At 57.5% G+C, this 15594-nt stretch carries 18 protein-coding genes; 7 read left to right on the top strand and 11 right to left on the bottom strand.

Translation table 11 applies throughout. The annotated features are described in order from the left end of the window. Window positions 1-14: 14 nt before the first annotated feature. The 11 genes from RBQ93_RS00900 to RBQ93_RS00850 all read right to left on the bottom strand — a co-directional run bounded on the left by RBQ93_RS00900 (window position 15) and on the right by RBQ93_RS00850 (window position 9647). Complete coding sequence (locus tag RBQ93_RS00900) at window positions 15-929, bottom strand: TIGR01212 family radical SAM protein (protein ID WP_320370113.1); 915 nt, start codon at window positions 927-929, stop codon at window positions 15-17. A 61-nt stretch (window positions 930-990) separates the two neighbouring features. Further along, window positions 991-1407, bottom strand: a complete 417-nt coding sequence (locus tag RBQ93_RS00895) for a F0F1 ATP synthase subunit epsilon (RefSeq protein WP_320370112.1) — start codon at window positions 1405-1407, stop codon at window positions 991-993. 48 nt (window positions 1408-1455) lie between these two features. Continuing rightward, the gene (gene atpD / locus RBQ93_RS00890; RefSeq protein ID WP_320370111.1) at window positions 1456-2871 is read right to left on the bottom strand and encodes a F0F1 ATP synthase subunit beta; all 1416 of its coding nucleotides are present in this window, start codon (window positions 2869-2871) and stop codon (window positions 1456-1458) included. Window positions 2872-2924: 53 nt separating this feature from the next. After that, window positions 2925-3791, bottom strand: a complete 867-nt coding sequence (gene atpG, locus RBQ93_RS00885; protein ID WP_320370110.1) for an ATP synthase F1 subunit gamma — start codon at window positions 3789-3791, stop codon at window positions 2925-2927. A gap of 18 nt (window positions 3792-3809) precedes the next feature. Continuing rightward, window positions 3810-5318, bottom strand: a complete 1509-nt coding sequence (atpA, locus tag RBQ93_RS00880) for a F0F1 ATP synthase subunit alpha (protein ID WP_320370109.1) — start codon at window positions 5316-5318, stop codon at window positions 3810-3812. An 8-nt stretch (window positions 5319-5326) separates the two neighbouring features. Then, a complete protein-coding gene (gene atpH, locus RBQ93_RS00875) occupies window positions 5327-5869 on the bottom strand; it encodes an ATP synthase F1 subunit delta (RefSeq protein WP_320370108.1) in 543 nt (180 codons plus the stop codon). Continuing rightward, window positions 5866-6471 carry an ATP synthase F0 subunit B gene (locus RBQ93_RS00870; protein WP_320370107.1) on the bottom strand — a complete coding sequence of 202 codons (606 nt, stop codon included), beginning with the start codon at window positions 6469-6471 and terminating at the stop codon, window positions 5866-5868. Before RBQ93_RS00870 ends, atpH begins: the two co-directional genes overlap by 4 nt. Window position 6472: 1 nt before the next feature. After that, complete coding sequence (locus tag RBQ93_RS00865; RefSeq protein WP_320370106.1) at window positions 6473-6898, bottom strand: ATP synthase F0 subunit B; 426 nt, start codon at window positions 6896-6898, stop codon at window positions 6473-6475. A 146-nt stretch (window positions 6899-7044) separates the two neighbouring features. Next, window positions 7045-7896 (bottom strand): ParB/RepB/Spo0J family partition protein, encoded by an 852-nt coding sequence (locus RBQ93_RS00860; protein ID WP_320370105.1) that lies wholly within the window; start codon window positions 7894-7896, stop codon window positions 7045-7047. Beyond that, window positions 7889-8665, bottom strand: a complete 777-nt coding sequence (locus RBQ93_RS00855) for an AAA family ATPase (RefSeq protein ID WP_320370104.1) — start codon at window positions 8663-8665, stop codon at window positions 7889-7891. Before RBQ93_RS00855 ends, RBQ93_RS00860 begins: the two co-directional genes overlap by 8 nt. A 94-nt stretch (window positions 8666-8759) precedes the next feature. Next, window positions 8760-9647 (bottom strand): RluA family pseudouridine synthase, encoded by an 888-nt coding sequence (locus RBQ93_RS00850; RefSeq protein ID WP_320370103.1) that lies wholly within the window; start codon window positions 9645-9647, stop codon window positions 8760-8762. Window positions 9648-9729: 82 nt separating this feature from the next. Between RBQ93_RS00850 and RBQ93_RS00845 the strand changes: the two genes are divergently transcribed. From RBQ93_RS00845 to RBQ93_RS00815, 7 genes are all read left to right on the top strand, one after another. Beyond that, window positions 9730-10332: a class I SAM-dependent methyltransferase gene (locus RBQ93_RS00845; protein ID WP_320370102.1), complete on the top strand. Its 603-nt coding sequence runs from the start codon at window positions 9730-9732 to the stop codon at window positions 10330-10332. Beyond that, entirely contained in the window at window positions 10322-11461 is a 1140-nt protein-coding gene (gene hpnI / locus RBQ93_RS00840) for a bacteriohopanetetrol glucosamine biosynthesis glycosyltransferase HpnI (RefSeq protein ID WP_320370101.1), read from the top strand. The genes RBQ93_RS00845 and hpnI overlap by 11 nt, the downstream gene beginning before the upstream one ends. Window positions 11462-11538: 77 nt before the next feature. Then, on the top strand, window positions 11539-12309 hold the full coding sequence (locus RBQ93_RS00835; RefSeq protein ID WP_320370100.1) for an MlaE family lipid ABC transporter permease subunit: 771 nt from the start codon (window positions 11539-11541) through the stop codon (window positions 12307-12309). Continuing rightward, complete coding sequence (locus RBQ93_RS00830) at window positions 12306-13058, top strand: ABC transporter ATP-binding protein (protein WP_320370099.1); 753 nt, start codon at window positions 12306-12308, stop codon at window positions 13056-13058. Before RBQ93_RS00835 ends, RBQ93_RS00830 begins: the two co-directional genes overlap by 4 nt. Window positions 13059-13061: 3 nt before the next feature. Next, a complete protein-coding gene (mlaD, locus tag RBQ93_RS00825; protein ID WP_320370098.1) occupies window positions 13062-13514 on the top strand; it encodes an outer membrane lipid asymmetry maintenance protein MlaD in 453 nt (150 codons plus the stop codon). Between the two features lie 9 nt (window positions 13515-13523). Beyond that, window positions 13524-14903 (top strand): TolC family protein, encoded by a 1380-nt coding sequence (locus tag RBQ93_RS00820; RefSeq protein ID WP_320370097.1) that lies wholly within the window; start codon window positions 13524-13526, stop codon window positions 14901-14903. Between the two features lie 27 nt (window positions 14904-14930). Next, window positions 14931-15530: an ABC transporter substrate-binding protein gene (locus RBQ93_RS00815; protein WP_320370096.1), complete on the top strand. Its 600-nt coding sequence runs from the start codon at window positions 14931-14933 to the stop codon at window positions 15528-15530. The last annotated feature ends 64 nt before the right edge of the window (window positions 15531-15594 follow it).

Raw genomic sequence — 15594 nt, 5'->3', positions numbered from 1 at the left:
GTTGTGTACAAGGACTATTCAGACAGCCGGCACCCCTGCCGGCTGTCTCTTTTTTTCAGCTCGGCATCAATCAGGTTGAGCACCTCAAGCTTGCGTCGCGACCAGTCAGGTGCCAGCAGCTCGCTGCGACCGTCGCCCATCAGCCGATGAATCACAATCCTTGGGTCGAGCAGCTCAAGTGCGTCACAGACCAGTTGCACATACTCTTCGCGCTCCAATAAACGCAACGCCCCCCGTTGATAGTCATCAACCAGCCGACTACCCTTCAAGACATGCAGATGGTGCAGCTTGACGCCATCCACCCCCAACCGGTTCAGTTCCCGCACCGATGCCAGCATCTGCTCCCGTGTCTCACCGGGCAGCCCCAGGATCAGATGCACACAGACCCGCAGTCCTCGGGCCTGGCAACGTTGAACCGCCTCAACCAGGCAGGCATGGTCATGACCTCGGTTAATCGCGGCCAGTGTCCCGTCATGCATGGTCTGCATGCCCAGCTCCAGCCACAGATAGGTTTTGGCGTGCAGCTCGGTCAACAGGTCCAGTACCGGTTCGGGCAGACAATCCGGCCTGGTGCCGATGATCATCCCCACCAGTTCCGGATCGGCCAGGGCGGTCTGATACAGGTTACGCAGCGCCCCCACCGAGGCGTAGGTGTTGCTGTAGGCCTGGAAGTACCCAATGAACTGATCGGCCTTGAATTTACGGCGCAGATATTCCTTGCTGCGCTGCAACTGTTCCGCCAGCGGCAGTTCAGTCTGCACCCCCACCGCTGCAGCGCCACGATCGCCACAAAAACTGCAGCCGCCGATCCCCAGGCTACCATCCCGGTTCGGACAGGTCAGCCCGGCATCCAGCGAAATGCGCTGTACACGGCAGCCAAAACGCTGGCGCAGTTCTGCGGTAAATGTCGTATAGCGTTTGGTTGTCATAGCAATAAAAAAGGGAGCGGCATGGCTGCCGCTCCCTGATACCTCACGTCTGGATTCAACCTTACTTGCGGGCTGCCTTACCGGCAACCTGCATCCGAATCAAGGCCCGCTCAAGCGCTGCTTCATACACCTTGAACTGCTTGTCTTCAGGATTCAATTTCTTCAAGGCATCTTCGGCCCGGCTCAGTGCTGCCTTGGCACGCTCAAGATCGATCTCGTCAGAGCGCTCGGCAGTTTCGACCAGCACAATGATCTTGTCTTCCTGTACCTCGAAGTAACCCCAGTTAAGGGCCATGCAGACAGCGACACCATCTGTTTTGTAGCAGAGCTCACCAATATTGAGCGAGGTCAGGAACGGTGCGTGACCGGGCAACACGGTAAATTCACCCAGCTTGCCGGTAGCAGTCACTTCATCTACCAGCTGATCAAGGACCTTGCTGTACGGTGTAACTATTTCAAGCTTCATCTTTTCAGCCATTGTATGGAGCTCCGTTAGGGCAGAGAGACTCTGACCTGCCAGGTAATGTTAGACAGCTGCCAGTTTAGCGGCTTTCTCGATAGCTTCTTCAATTGAGCCGACCATGTAGAAGGCCTGCTCAGGAAGGCTGTCATGCTTGCCGGCAACGATTTCCTGGAAACCCTTGATGGTGTCTTTCAGCTCAACGTACTTGCCAGGAGAACCGGTGAAGGCCTCGGCCACGTGGAACGGCTGGGACAGGAAGCGCTGAATCTTGCGGGCACGGGCAACCACCAGCTTGTCCTCTTCGGACAGTTCGTCCATACCGAGGATGGCGATGATGTCCTGCAGATCCTTGTACTTCTGCAGCACGTACTGGACGGAGCGGGCCACGGCGTAGTGCTCTTCGCCGATCACCTGGGGATCGAGGATCCGCGAGGTGGAGTCCAGCGGGTCCACTGCCGGGTAGATACCCAACTCGGCGATCTGACGGGAAAGCACGGTGGTGGCATCCAGGTGGGCAAAGGCGGTGGCCGGAGCCGGGTCAGTCAAGTCGTCAGCAGGTACGTAGATGGCCTGCACCGAGGTGATGGAACCCTTCTTGGTGGAGGTGATCCGCTCCTGCAGCTCGCCCATTTCGGTGGCCAGGGTCGGTTGATAACCAACGGCGGAAGGAATCCGGCCCAACAGCGCCGAAACCTCGGAACCTGCCTGGGTGAAGCGGAAGATGTTGTCGATGAACAACAACACGTCCTGGTTTTCTTCGTCACGGAAGTACTCGGCTACGGAAAGTGCGGTCAAGGCAACCCGGGCACGGGCCCCAGGAGGCTCGTTCATCTGACCGTACACCAGAGCAGCCTTGTCAAGAACGCCGGACTCTTTCATCTCCATCCAGAGGTCGTTTCCTTCACGGGTCCGCTCGCCAACGCCGGCGAACACCGAGAAACCACCATGCTGCTTGGCGATGTTGTTGATCAGTTCCATGATCAGAACGGTCTTGCCGACGCCGGCGCCACCGAACAGACCGATTTTACCGCCCCGGGCATAGGGTGCCAGCAGGTCAACCACCTTGATGCCGGTGGTGAAGGCCTCAACCTTGGTGGACTGGTCCTCAAAGGCAGGGGCTTCGCGGTGAATGGCGTACTCTTTTTCGTTACCGATCGGGCCCATTTCATCCACCGGCTCGCCGATAACGTTCATGATCCGGCCCAAGGTCTTGCGGCCAACCGGAGCACAGATCTGCTTGCCGGTATCGATGACCTCCTGACCACGCTTCAGACCATCGGTAGAATCCATTGCGATCGTACGAACGGAGTTCTCACCCAGGTGTTGAGCAACCTCGAGCACCAGGTTGTTTTCCCGATCATCAATGGCCGGGTTTGTCACCCTGAGGGCGTGATAGATCTCCGGCAACTTACCGGGTTCGAATTCGACGTCAACAACTGCGCCGATAACCTGTGAAATTTTACCGATATTCTGACTCATGGAACCATGTCCTCCTGCGGCCGGTGGCCTCATATAGTGATTCGTTTAAACGGTTATCCCTTAATTGATTCAGCGCCGGAGATAATCTCCATCAACTCGGTGGTGATGGCAGCCTGCCGTGCCCGGTTGTACTGCAGGGTCAGCTTGCCGATCATCTCGGAAGCGTTCTTCGAGGCGCTGTCCATGGCGGTCATCCGAGCTCCGTGCTCACCTGCCACCGACTCGAGCATCGCCTTGAAGATCTGCACCTCAATATTTTTCGGCAGGATCTCAGCCAACAGATCACCCACCGACGGCTCATAGATATATTCAACACCAGCCTCTTCCACAGCAGCCTGATCGTCAGGGACAATCGGCAGCAGCTGCTGGAAGGTGATGTCCTGCGACATCACGGTGCGGAAGGCATTGTACAGCATGACGACTTGGTCATACTCACCGGCCAGGTAGCCTTCGACCACATCCTGGGCCAGCAATGCTGCTGCCTGGTAATTCGGCTTGGAGATGATGTTGGAAAAGTTTTTGTAAATCGTGTGACGATTTTTAAGGAACTCATAACCTTTGCGACCGACGGTCAGCACACTGATCTGCTCGAACGCGCCTTGCTGTTCCTTAAGGTAACGCTCACCAGCCTTGCACAGGTTGGAGTTAAAACCGCCACACAGTCCACGGTCGGAGGTAACGACAATCAAGAGAAGTTTTTTAGCATCACGCTTTTCAAGCAACGGATGCAGATCGCCCTCAAGATTGCCTGCCAGAGACTGGAGCACTTCACCCATCTTCTGGGCGTAGGGACGTGCTGCTACGACGTTTTCTTGCGCACGACGAAGCTTAGCAGCCGAGACCATCTTCATGGCCTTGGTGATCTGGCGCGTATTTTTTACGGATACGATCCGTTTTTTGATGCTTTTAAGGCTCGCCATGTCTTAAACCATCCTTGTTTAAGCGGTAAATTCCTTCTTGAACTGCTCCAGTGCGCTGACCAGCTTGGCCTTCAGGTCGTCGTCAATGGCCTGCTTGTCACGCAGCTCGCTCAGCACAGCAGCCTGACGGTTGTCAAAGAAGGCGTACAGTTCGGTTTCATAACGCTTGAGGGCTGAAACCGGATAGTCGTCCACAAAGCCGTTGTTTGCGGCAAAGATCACCAGCACCTGCTTCTCGTTTGCGACCGGACGATACTGGGGTTGCTTGAGGATCTCGACCAGACGCTCACCACGTGCCAGCTGCATCTGAGTGGCCTTGTCCAGATCGGAACCGAACTGGGCAAAAGCTGCCATTTCACGGTACTGGGCCAGGTTAAGACGCAGGGTACCGGCGACCTGTTTCATGGACTTGGTCTGAGCGGAACCACCGACCCGGGAAACCGACAGACCGACGTTGATCGCCGGACGAACGCCGGAGAAGAACAGGTCGGACTCAAGGTAAATCTGACCGTCGGTAATCGAGATGACGTTAGTCGGAATGTAGGCCGACACGTCACCGGCCTGGGTCTCGATGATCGGCAGGGCGGTCAGAGAGCCGGCGCCGCACTCATCGGACAGCTTACAGGCACGCTCCAGCAGACGGCTATGGAGATAGAAGACGTCGCCGGGGTACGCTTCGCGGCCTGGCGGACGACGCAGCAGCAGGGAAAGCTGGCGATAGGCAACAGCTTGCTTGGAAAGGTCATCATAGATGATCAGGGCGTGCTTCTTGTTGTCGCGGAAGTACTCGCCCATGGTAACGCCGGTGTAGGGAGCGATGAACTGCAGCGGGGCCGACTCGGAAGCGGTGGCGGCAACCACGATGGTGTAATCCATGGCACCATGCTCGGTCAGCTTGGAAACGACCTGGGCCACGGTGGAACGCTTCTGGCCAATGGCGACGTAGATACAGACAACATCGCCACCCTTCTGGTTGATGATCGTATCGATCGCCACGGCGGTCTTGCCGGTCTGACGGTCACCAATGATCAGCTCACGCTGACCACGCCCGATCGGAACCATGGAGTCGATCGCCTTGAGACCGGTGGCCATCGGCTGATGGACCGACTTACGGGCAACGATACCAGGGGCCTTGATCTCCACCTTGCTGAAGGTGCTGGTGGTGATCGGACCTTTGCCGTCGATCGGCTGACCAATGGCGTTCACCACGCGGCCAATCAGGGCGTCGCCAACCGGTACCTCGGTAATCCGACCGGTGCGCTTAACGGTGTCGCCCTCTTTGATCTCGGCGAATTCACCAAGGATGGCGGCTCCGACGTTATCTTCCTCGAGGTTGAGCACCATGCCCGACACGCCGCCGGGAAACTCCAGCAACTCGCCTGCCATGGCACCGGAAAGACCGTGAATACGGGCAATACCGTCACCGATGGAGATAATTGTGCCGGTCTCCGACACCTCTACCTCCTTGCCATACCCACTGATCTGTTTCTTGATAATCTCGCTGATTTCTTCGGCTCTGAGTTCCATAGAAGCGTTTACCCCTTCTGTAGTATATCGTTAATCCGTGCTAACTGTGATTTGACACTGCTGTCGTAGGCAATATCGCCAATTTGCGTAACTACACCGCCGATCAGTGACTGGTCAACCGTCACCTGCGGCAGTACTTTTTTGCCGGTTCTTTGTTCAAGCGCACCCTTAATGGAGGCGATTTGTGCATCATCCAGGGCAAACGCCGTCGTAATAACCGGACGGATCACACCGGACTGCTCATCAGCCAGCTTTTCATAGGTTTCAACGATCTGACCCAGAAAGGCGACCCGATTTTTATCCACCAGCAACAGCACAAAGTTGGCAACCAACTCCGAGGTTTGCAAGCGGGCGATCAGATCACGCATGATCTGCTTTTTCTGTTCAGCCGTAAAGGCCGGGTTTCCAAAGGCAGCCCGCAACTCGGCATTACCGGCCACCAGACCATCGATCGCCTTCAACTCCTGACTGAAGCGTTCAATCAGTCCGTTTTCCGAGCCAAGCTGGACCAGTGCCTTGGCATACCGTCTGGCAATGGCGTTATTGATCACAGTTGTCCCACCTTCCCAAGATAATCTTGCACCAAGCGATCATGGTCAGCCTTCTGCACGGCTCCGGACAGCTTGCCGGCAGCCAGTTCGACCGCCAATCGGGCTGCCTCGGCGCGCAACTCACTCCGTGCCTTCAGCACCTCCTGATCAGCTGCCTGTACCGCCTGCTTGGCCACCTTCTCAGCCGCCTGCTTGGCCTCGGCAATGATGCGCTGCTTTTCGGCTTCCGCCTCTTGCAGCATGGCGGCCCGCAGCTCATCTACTTCCTGATTGGCCTTGGCCAGCTTCTCGGTGTACTCCTTCAGCTTGGCCTCGGCAGCCTCGCGGGCCTCGCGGGCCTCGCGCAGACTCTTTTCAATCTGCTCCTGACGGTCAGCCAGGGAACCTTTCAAGTTAGCCTTCTTCAGCGCCCAGAAGACGATCCCCGCCAGGATGACAAAGTTCACCACCCGCCAGACAAAATCCTTCATCACTGCGCCACTGTCGGCATGATGCTCACCACCACCGCCGGCAGCCAGCGCCAGGGCGGCAGGCAACAGCACAACCACCAGCGAAAGAGCGGAGAGGATCAGCTTGGAACGACGCTCACTGAACACCACCATCTTAGAGGCTCCTCCCCAGAATTTTTTCACAGATATCGCCAGACAAGACTTGAGCCTGCTGCTGCAGCATGGTCCGTGCGTCGGCAGACTCCTTGGCGATCCGCTCACGAATCGATGCCACTGAGGCAGCGGCCTCGGCCCGGGCCTTATCCAGCACGGTGGCCTCTTCAGCCTGAGCTTCCTTCACCAGCTCGGCCCGCTTGGCACCAACCTCTGCCTTGGCATCACGCAGGCGGGCCTCATACTGGGCCACCTTCTCCTGCACCTGCTGGTCAACGGCACCGGTCCGCTCACGGGACGACTCAATCTCCTCGCGACGCTTGGCCAGCACAGCCCTGAGCGGCTTATAGAGAAAGAGATTAAGAACCAGCACCAGGATACCGAAGTTGATGATCTGGATGAAAAACGCAAGATCAAGATTGATCACGGCCTACCCCTTCAGCGACAGCTTATTTGTATACTGTATCCCACAAACAGAAACCTGGCTAAAAGCCAGGCGTAAAACGCTCGTTAGCTATCATAATTAATCGCAATCTGTCAACGGAAAAGATAGCTGAGTACCGTAACACCGTCTTACGATTGCAACAGATCAACGATTCTGGTCAACTCTTCGGTGGTGTTGAAGTGGATCTCGAGCGCCCCTTTGCCGGCCGCACCCCGCCGAATGGCCACCCGGGTCTGAAACTGTTTTTGCAACTGCTCCTCAAGGGCCACCATCAGCAGGTCTGGCTGACGGGCCGGCTTGGCCGCTTCAGGCCGGGGCCCGCGCTTGAGCCGATTAACCAGCTCTTCGGCTGCGCGGACCGACAGCAGACGATGCAGGATCTCGTGGCGGGCCTTGTGGATCAACTCTTCGCTCTCGAGCCCAAGCAGGGCCCGGGCATGCCCCATGGACATCCGCTCTTCGACCACATCCTGCTGAATCTCATCCGGCAACCTCAGCAGGCGCAGCGCATTGGTGACTGTCGTGCGGTTCTTGCCGACCCGCTTGGCCACCTCGTCCTGCGAGATGCCAAAATGCTCGACCAGCGCCTTGTAGGCCTGGGCCTCCTCGATGGCGTTCAGGTCCTCGCGCTGGATATTCTCGATCAGGGCCAGCTCCATGATCGCATCTTCGCTGGCCTCGCGGATAACCACCGGCAGTTCACGCAGACCGGCCTTTTGCGAGGCCCGCCAACGACGTTCACCAGCGATGATCTCGTAGTAGCCGTCCTTCTGGGTGACCACCAGCGGCTGAATGATCCCCTTCTCCTTGATGGAGGCGGCCAGCTCTTCCAGCTTCTCTGGCGCAAACTGCTTGCGGGGTTGATTCGGGTTAGGCCGGATCTTCTCAATCGGGCAAAGAAAGTAATTCTTATCCTCTGCCACTGAAACCACCGGCAACAGGGCTGCCATCCCCTTACCCAATCCACTTTTCTTAAGCACTAGGGGTTTCCTCCCGCTGAATCATCTCCCGCGCCAGCTGCAGGTATGCTGCGGCCCCTTTGGAGGTAATATCATAGTAGATAACCGGCTTGCCGTGGCTCGGCGCCTCAGCCAGCCGGATGTTACGCGGCACCACGGTCTCGAACAACTCGCGCGGAAAGTGTTCACGAATCTCGGATGCCACATCCTTGCCCAGATTGCCGCGACTATCGTACATGGTCAGCAGGATCCCCTCGATCTTCAGCAACGGATTCAAGCCTTTCTGAATCAGGCTGATCGTATGCAAGATCTGAGACAAGCCTTCCATGGCATAAAATTCACACTGCAACGGGATCAACACCGTGTCGGCAGCGGTCATGGCGTTAACAGTCAGCAGATTCAAGGAGGGGGGACAGTCGATCAGAATATAGCGATAACGCTCTGCCAGAGCCGCCAGGGCATATTTGAGCCGTTGTTCCCGGCCACTTTCGGTGGCCAGCTCCAGCTCGGCGCCAGCCAGATCGGAGGTGGCCGGTAGGATATGCAGAAACGGGTGGCCGGTGTCAACCACCAGGGCAGCCGGATCAACCTCATTGATTAAAAGGTCGTAGATCGAGTGTGACAGCCGGGCTTTATCCACACCAACGCCACTGGTGGCGTTTCCCTGTGGGTCAATATCCACCAGCAACGTCGGACGCTCGGTGGCAGCCAGGGCCGCAGCCAGATTGACGGCAGTGGTGGTCTTGCCCACCCCACCTTTCTGATTGGCGATGCAGATGATCTTTGACATAAGTTATTGTTTAACCTGAGAAAACGTCAAACACAAGGGTATGCTGCGAGGCAGAAACGCTACCATAAAGCCCGGCTTGGTGCAAACAAACTTTTCAGGAATCATCCGCAACCGGCCAGCAGTCCCCACATAATGCAACAAAATCCGCTGCAGGTGGCGCCGCAAGATGCAGCGGTCGGCCATCGCGCCCGACAAACTCAAGCCCGCTACAGTGCAGCAACAACCGGGGAGCTGCTGCGCCGCCATAGGTCGTGTCACCCACTATCGGCAGTCCAGCGGCTGCCAGATGGACCCGAATCTGGTGGGTCCTGCCGGTCAGGGGCCGAGCCTCGATCAGCGACCTGCCACCAGCGGTCGCCAGGCAGCGCAGCAGGGTGCGGGCCGCCCGTCCCTCGGCCAGGACCCCGTAGCGCGAGGTACCCACCTTGCCGATGGACCCGTCGGCGCACCACTGTTCTGCCGGAGGCGTACCGGTCACCAGGGCCAGATAACGTTTTTGTATGGTTCCTTGCTTAAACAACTCAGAAAGATAGGCCGCAGCCTGGCGATGCTTTGGGAAGAGCATCACCCCCGAGGTGCCGCGGTCCAACCGATGGATGACCCGCACCGGTTCCCTGACCCCTTGCCTGCTGAACTCTTCACCCACCCAGTATTCAAGGGTGCCTTTCAGTTGGTAAGGGGTTCGCTGGCTGGCCACGCCGGACGGTTTATTGACCGCAAGCAGCTCCCGGTCCTGATAGATAATCGCCTCCGGCCCCAGCAGCAGCTCACGAAATTCTCCGGCTTGCATCAGGCCGGCGTTCAGCAGGTCACCAGCCTTTACGGCTCGGGATGCAACCCGCACCATGGCCTGGTTGACGGCGCAACCTCCCCGGTCGATGACCCGCCGAGCTTCACCCTTGCTGATATTCGCCAGGTCGGCCAAGACATCATCCAACCGCCTGCCCGCCAAGCTGTCCGGTATGGCGCGATTTAAAATCATGGCTCCTTCCTACCACGCGCATCTATCCATTGTAAACAAAGCGGTTGGCAGAGTCCGGCTGCATTTGCTACCCTGACGACCCATGCCGCACCCCACCACCGACATACCGCTCCTGCGCGGGCCTGTACCCCTGGTGCATCTGCTATTGCGCCAGTTCGTCCGTTGTGGCGATCAGGTGGTCGATGCCACCTGCGGCAACGGCAAAGACACCCTGCTGCTGACTGAACTGGTTGGCGCGAACGGCCAGGTGTGGGCCTTTGACATCCAGCAGGCGGCCCTCGAACGGACAGCCCAACGCCTGGCTGACGTCGACCTGCTATCTCGGGTGACCCTTTCAGCCACCTGCCACGAACGGTTGGCAGACCTCGTATCAGCACCGGTTAGCGCCATTGTCTTCAACCTGGGCTGGCTGCCGGGTGGCGACCGGAGCGTCGTCACCAGACCCGACACTACTCTGCCAGCCCTGCATGCATCACTGAAACTGCTGCTACCGGGCGGACTGCTCCTGATCACCTGCTACCCGGGCCACGCCGGCGGCGATACTGAAACCGATGCCGTACTGGCCTGGTCACGGGATCTCGATGCAAAAGACTTTCATGTCTGGCGCATGGGGCAGCAGAATGTGCGTGAGCAGGCCCCGTTCTGCCTCGTAATCCAGAAAGCGGCGCATCACCATGCCGCTTAGCCTGCTCCCCTTTGGAGCGGTGTTGCCCGCCACCGTCTACAGCCTGCTGTCGCTGTGGTGCGGCTGGCGTTTTTTCAGAGGGCAGGCGTCAGAGTGCAGGGGACAGGACGTAGCAATCAGCATACTCAAGCCGGTCAAAGGACTGGAGGAGGACAGTTACGAAAATTTTGCTTCGTTCTGCCGCCAGCAGTATGATGCCCCGGTACAAGTAATCTTCGCCGTTACCTCCGCCAGCGATCCGGTGATTCCAATCATCCGGCAACTGATGGCCGACTTTCCCAACCTGGACATCAGCCTGCAGATTAACGCCACCATCCATGGGCCCAACAGCAAGGTATCCAATCTGATCAACGCCTACCCCCAGGTCAAGTACGACCTGTTGATGGTCTGCGACAGCGATATCCGGGTGACACCAACCTTCCTGCGATCGGTTACCGCACACTTCGGCGACCCCCAAATGGGCCTGGTCAGCTCTCCCTACCGCTCCAGCAAGGTCTTTGGCGTTGCCACCGCCCTTGAGGCGCTGGCCTTCACCAGTGAGATGATCCCCAACGTGCTGGTGGCCCGCCAGCTGGAAGGCCTCTCCTTTGCCCTGGGTGCTGCCATGACCTTCCGGCGCAGGGCGCTGGATGATATCGGCGGCCTGCCGGCCCTGGTGGACTATCTGGCCGATGACTACCAGCTGGGGCACCAGGTTAACCGCGCTGGCTGGAAACTGGCCCTGGACCGGCAGCCGGTGGAGAGCATACTGAGACCTGAAACGATGGCCGGCATCCTGCAACGACAACTGCGCTGGGCCCGCACCATGCGGGTCAGCCGACCCGGCGGCTACCTGGCCTCCGGCATTACCCTCCCCGGCCTGGCGATCCTGCTGGCCCTCTTCACCGGCCCCCTGCCGGAGGCACTGGCGGCAATTGTCCTGCTCTATAGCGTCCGCTTGTCGGTAACCACCTGTTTTAGCCGCTACTGGCTGGCTGACCGGCTCCTGCCAGCCTGGGGCTGGCTACTACCATTACGCGATCTGCTGGCCTTCGCCACCTGGCTGTTTTCCTTTCTCGGCAATCGCGTTTCGTGGCGCGGCCAGCGCTTCATCGTGCGACCCGGCGGTCGCCTGAGCCCCCTCGACTAAGCCGTCCTTTACTTTTTATTCAATACTACCTATAGTCTACCGTTGATCGTTTTATTCGTATAGTGCACGGGGTGGTTGTGACTGGACTGGTACAGGCCATAGGACGTCAGGGGCTTAGCTTCACCCAGGAATTGGGGCGCATGGGGCAGTTTTTGCTGCATGCCTTTTATTCCATGCTCAGACAGCCGGGACGGCCGTTGCATATCCTGAAACAAATACGATTTATCGGCGCCAGATCCCTGTTCGTGATCGTCCTGACTGCCGGTTTTACCGGCATGGTACTGGGCCTGCAAGGCTACTACACCCTGGCCAAGTTCGGCTCCGAGGGGATGTTGGGAACAGCTGTGGCCCTCTCCCTGATCCGTGAACTGGGACCGGTATTGTCCGCGCTGATGGTCACCGGCCGGGCCGGTTCAGCTATTGCCGCCGAGATCGGCATCATGCGGATCAGCGAACAGATTGATGCCCTTGAAACCATGGCGCTTGATCCGTACAAATACCTGATCTCCCCTAAATTTATCGCTGCCATGATCTCCATGCCACTGTTGTGCGCCATCTTCGACGTGGTCGGCATCTACGGCGGCTGGCTGGTGGGGGTTAAGCTGCTGGGGGTCAACCCGGGGGCCTACTTCACCGAGATGTATCGATCGGTTGAGTGGAAGGATGTCTGGTCCGGTTTTGTTAAGTCCTACTCCTTTGGCATCATCATCGCCTGGGTAAGCTGCTACAAGGGATACTACGCCGGCCATGGTGCCGAAGGGGTCTCCAAGGCCACCACCGAATCGGTGGTACTGACCTCGGTCCTGATCCTGGTGTGGGACTACTTCCTGACTTCGGTACTGCTATGATCGAACTACACGACCTCCACAAGGCCTTTGGCAGCCAGGTTGTTCTGAACGGCCTCAACCTGCGGATCCCCGCCGGCCAGATCACTGCCGTGATCGGCCCCAGCGGCGAGGGCAAAAGTGTATTGCTTAAACATATGATCGGCCTGCTGACCCCTGACCAGGGAGATGTGTTGATAGATGGTTCAAGCATCCTGGGTTTGCGGCATTCACAACTCAACCAGGTGCGCGAAAAGTTTGCCATGGTGTTTCAAAACGCCGCCCTGTTCGATTCGATGACCGTCTACGAAAACATGGCCTTCCCGCTTGAGGAAAAGACCAGCTTGAGCCGCGATGAAATCAACACGCGGGTGGACACGGCCCTGCGCGAGGTAGGCCTCAAAGAGATCAACCGTAAATTTCCAGATGAACTTTCGGGCGGCATGAAAAAACGGGTCGGCCTGGCGCGGGCACTGCTGCTTGAGCCACAGATCGTCCTGTTCGATGAGCCCACCACCGGTCTGGACCCGGTCATTCGCCGTTCGATCCATCAACTGATCAAGGAGACCCAGGCCAAGTTCGGCTTTACGGCGGTGATTGTCTCCCACGACATACCTGATATCTTTGATGTGGCACACCAGATAGCCATGCTGTACCGGGGAGAAATATTGCAGTTCGGCACACCTGACGAGATACAGCATTCCGACCATCCGGTGGTGCGCCAGTTCATCAGCGGCAGTCTTGACGGCCCGATCAACAGTGGAGCGGCTTAACTCATGAACAGTACAAAACTAGAACTCACCGTCGGTATCTTTATGCTGATCGGCATCCTTTGCCTGGGCTATCTGTCGATCAAGCTCGGCAAGATGGAGCTGATGGGCGGCAACTACTACCGGGTCGCAGCCCAATTCGACTCGGTCTCCGGCCTGAAGCAGGGGGCACGGATCGAGGTGGCCGGTGTGGAGGTGGGGGCCGTTGAGCGGATCGCCCTGGCCAAGGAGTCGAACGACCGGGCGGAGGTCACGCTCAAGATAAAAGATGGTGTCAGCATTCCTGACGACGTGATCGCCTCGGTGCGAACCAGTGGTATTATTGGCGACAAGTTCATCATGCTTAAGCCCGGTGGTTCTGATCGGCTGCTGAAGGACGGCAGCAAGATCCGCGAGACAGAATCAGCCATCGACATTGAAGAGCTGGTCAGCAAATTTATCCACGGCAACGTTGACTAGGAGCAGCAGATGAAACGGTATCTGAAAACGGCTACATTTGCACTGTCACTATGCCTGGCCACCGCCTCTCTCTCGTCCGCTGGCAGCCCTTCCAAGACGTTGCTGGTACTCGAACTGGACGAATGCATTCGCACCGCACTCAAGACAGCCCCCGAGATCGGTGAGGCCCAGGCCGACCTTGAGTTGACGCTCTCCAAGCAGCAGGAAGCAAAATCATACCGCTATCCGCAGGTCGATGTGATGGCCCTGTTTGGCCCGGCCCCCGGCGCCAAGCGCGAGGATATCTCGCCGGTCGTCAATACGGATGCCTCTTTTAGTATGCAGGACCTGACCTGGTTTACCAGCGCTGATCTCTTGATCACCCAACCACTCTGGACCTTTGGCAAGATCAGCGAGAACATGAAGGCCGCAGCCCACGGCATCGAGGTCGACAAGGCGAAAAAACAACAAAAGGCCCATGAAGTAGCGCTTGAGGTCAAGAAGTACTACTACGGTGTTCTGTTGGCCCGCGAGATGAAAGGCGTCCTGTCGGAACTGCAGGACTACATGACAGCCGGCAAGAAGAAGGTCCGCGAACTGATCGAACACGAGGTCCCCTCCGGCGACGAGATGGATCTCTACAAGATCGACGCCTATGCCGGAGCGGTCAACAAATTCATGGAGGAAGCACTCAAGGGTGAGCGGCTGGCCCTGGCAGCGCTCAAGGCCCGCATGGGGTTGGGTGCCAACGTCGAGATCGATGTCGCCACTGAGCGTCTCACCATGGACAACGATCCGGACGCCGACATCGAAACCTTCATCGAACGGGCCCGGCTGCAACGTCCCGAATTCAAGCAGCTAAAAGAAGGCCTGGCCGCCCGTACTGCCCTGGTGGATGCCGCAAAGGCCAACTACTATCCTGACCTCTTTCTGGCCGGCGTACTCTCGTGGGCCTATGCCGACAAGCGCGACCGGATCGACAACCCCTACATTTCAGACCGTTTTCAGCACGCCTACGGTGGTCTGGCCTTAGGGATGAAGTGGCACCTCGACTTCGGCATTATCGGCGCCAAGGTTGCGGCCGAGCAGGCGCAGCTGAACCGCCTGCAAAGTACCAACAGCTATGCCGAGACATTTATTCCACTGCAGATCCGCAAGGCCTGGCTGGAGATGAAGGAAGCCGAAAAGGTGGTTACCATCACCAAAGACGCCTTTACCAGTGCCAAAAAATGGGGGGCAGCCGCCTTGGCCAACTTCGATTTCGGTATCGGCAATCCCAAGGATGTCTTTGAGGCAGTCGAAGTCTACGGCAAGATGAAGGCTGACCACTATCAGGCAATTTACAACTACAAACTAGCCAAGGCCAACCTTGAATACGCTATCGGCGAACAGCCGGCTGCGTCCTACTAACCAGGCCTTTCTGGAGGTACCGAAACCATGCTCAAACGTCTTTTTGTAATCACCCTCGCCTGCCTGCTACTGGCGGGCACCGCTACAGCCAGCATAACTGCCAACGTCCAACAGACCGTTGACGAGATCATCAGGATCGTCTCCGACAAGGAGATGAAGAAGGCATCCAGTGAGCAAAAGCGGCGCAGCGCCATCAAAAAGTCGCTCAGCACCATCTTTAACCACGAAGAAATGGCCAAGCGTTCGCTGGGCAAACATTGGAACCAGCGCACCCCTGCCGAACGCAAGCAGTTTGTTGACCTGTTCGCCTCGTTGCTGGAGAATTCCTACGCCAGCAAGATCGAATCCTATAACAACGAAAAGGTGGTCTACACCAAAGAGCTGATCGACGGCGACTATGCTGAGGTCAAATCCAAGATCATCAATCAGAAACAGGATGAGTTTACCGTTGACTACCGTCTGCTGAAGGAGTCCGGTGGCAAATGGATGGTCTACGATGTGGTGATTGAAGGGGTCAGCCTGGTATCCAACTACCGCACCCAGTTCAACAAGATCATCTCGGCCAACGGCTACCCTACGCTGGTCAACAAGCTGCAGACCAAAAGCAACGAAGTTAAAATGCAGTAAGCTGTGCATCAATAGTGCTTGACAGTGGAAAACGGCTATGCTACAGGGACGCAGCAATAAGTTT

It is taken from the genome of Trichlorobacter sp. (assembly GCF_034008105.1).
In the GTDB taxonomy this organism is placed as follows: domain Bacteria; phylum Desulfobacterota; class Desulfuromonadia; order Geobacterales; family Pseudopelobacteraceae; genus Trichlorobacter.
The sequence above is the reverse complement of the archived record's forward strand: the minus strand, read 5'-3'. Positions and strand labels throughout refer to the sequence as shown.

Coding starts and splice junctions, on each gene's coding strand:
- RBQ93_RS00900 (WP_320370113.1), bottom strand. CDS start 929: ATGACAACCAAACGCTATACGACATTTACCGCAGAACTGCGCCAGCGT.
- RBQ93_RS00895 (WP_320370112.1), bottom strand. CDS start 1,407: ATGGCTGAAAAGATGAAGCTTGAAATAGTTACACCGTACAGCAAGGTC.
- atpD (WP_320370111.1), bottom strand. CDS start 2,871: ATGAGTCAGAATATCGGTAAAATTTCACAGGTTATCGGCGCAGTTGTT.
- atpG (WP_320370110.1), bottom strand. CDS start 3,791: ATGGCGAGCCTTAAAAGCATCAAAAAACGGATCGTATCCGTAAAAAAT.
- atpA (WP_320370109.1), bottom strand. CDS start 5,318: ATGGAACTCAGAGCCGAAGAAATCAGCGAGATTATCAAGAAACAGATC.
- RBQ93_RS00870 (WP_320370107.1), bottom strand. CDS start 6,471: ATGGTGGTGTTCAGTGAGCGTCGTTCCAAGCTGATCCTCTCCGCTCTT.
- RBQ93_RS00855 (WP_320370104.1), bottom strand. CDS start 8,665: ATGTCAAAGATCATCTGCATCGCCAATCAGAAAGGTGGGGTGGGCAAG.
- RBQ93_RS00850 (WP_320370103.1), bottom strand. CDS start 9,647: ATGATTTTAAATCGCGCCATACCGGACAGCTTGGCGGGCAGGCGGTTG.
- RBQ93_RS00845 (WP_320370102.1), top strand. CDS start 9,730: ATGCCGCACCCCACCACCGACATACCGCTCCTGCGCGGGCCTGTACCC.
- hpnI (WP_320370101.1), top strand. CDS start 10,322: ATGCCGCTTAGCCTGCTCCCCTTTGGAGCGGTGTTGCCCGCCACCGTC.
- RBQ93_RS00830 (WP_320370099.1), top strand. CDS start 12,306: ATGATCGAACTACACGACCTCCACAAGGCCTTTGGCAGCCAGGTTGTT.
- mlaD (WP_320370098.1), top strand. CDS start 13,062: ATGAACAGTACAAAACTAGAACTCACCGTCGGTATCTTTATGCTGATC.
- RBQ93_RS00820 (WP_320370097.1), top strand. CDS start 13,524: ATGAAACGGTATCTGAAAACGGCTACATTTGCACTGTCACTATGCCTG.
- RBQ93_RS00815 (WP_320370096.1), top strand. CDS start 14,931: ATGCTCAAACGTCTTTTTGTAATCACCCTCGCCTGCCTGCTACTGGCG.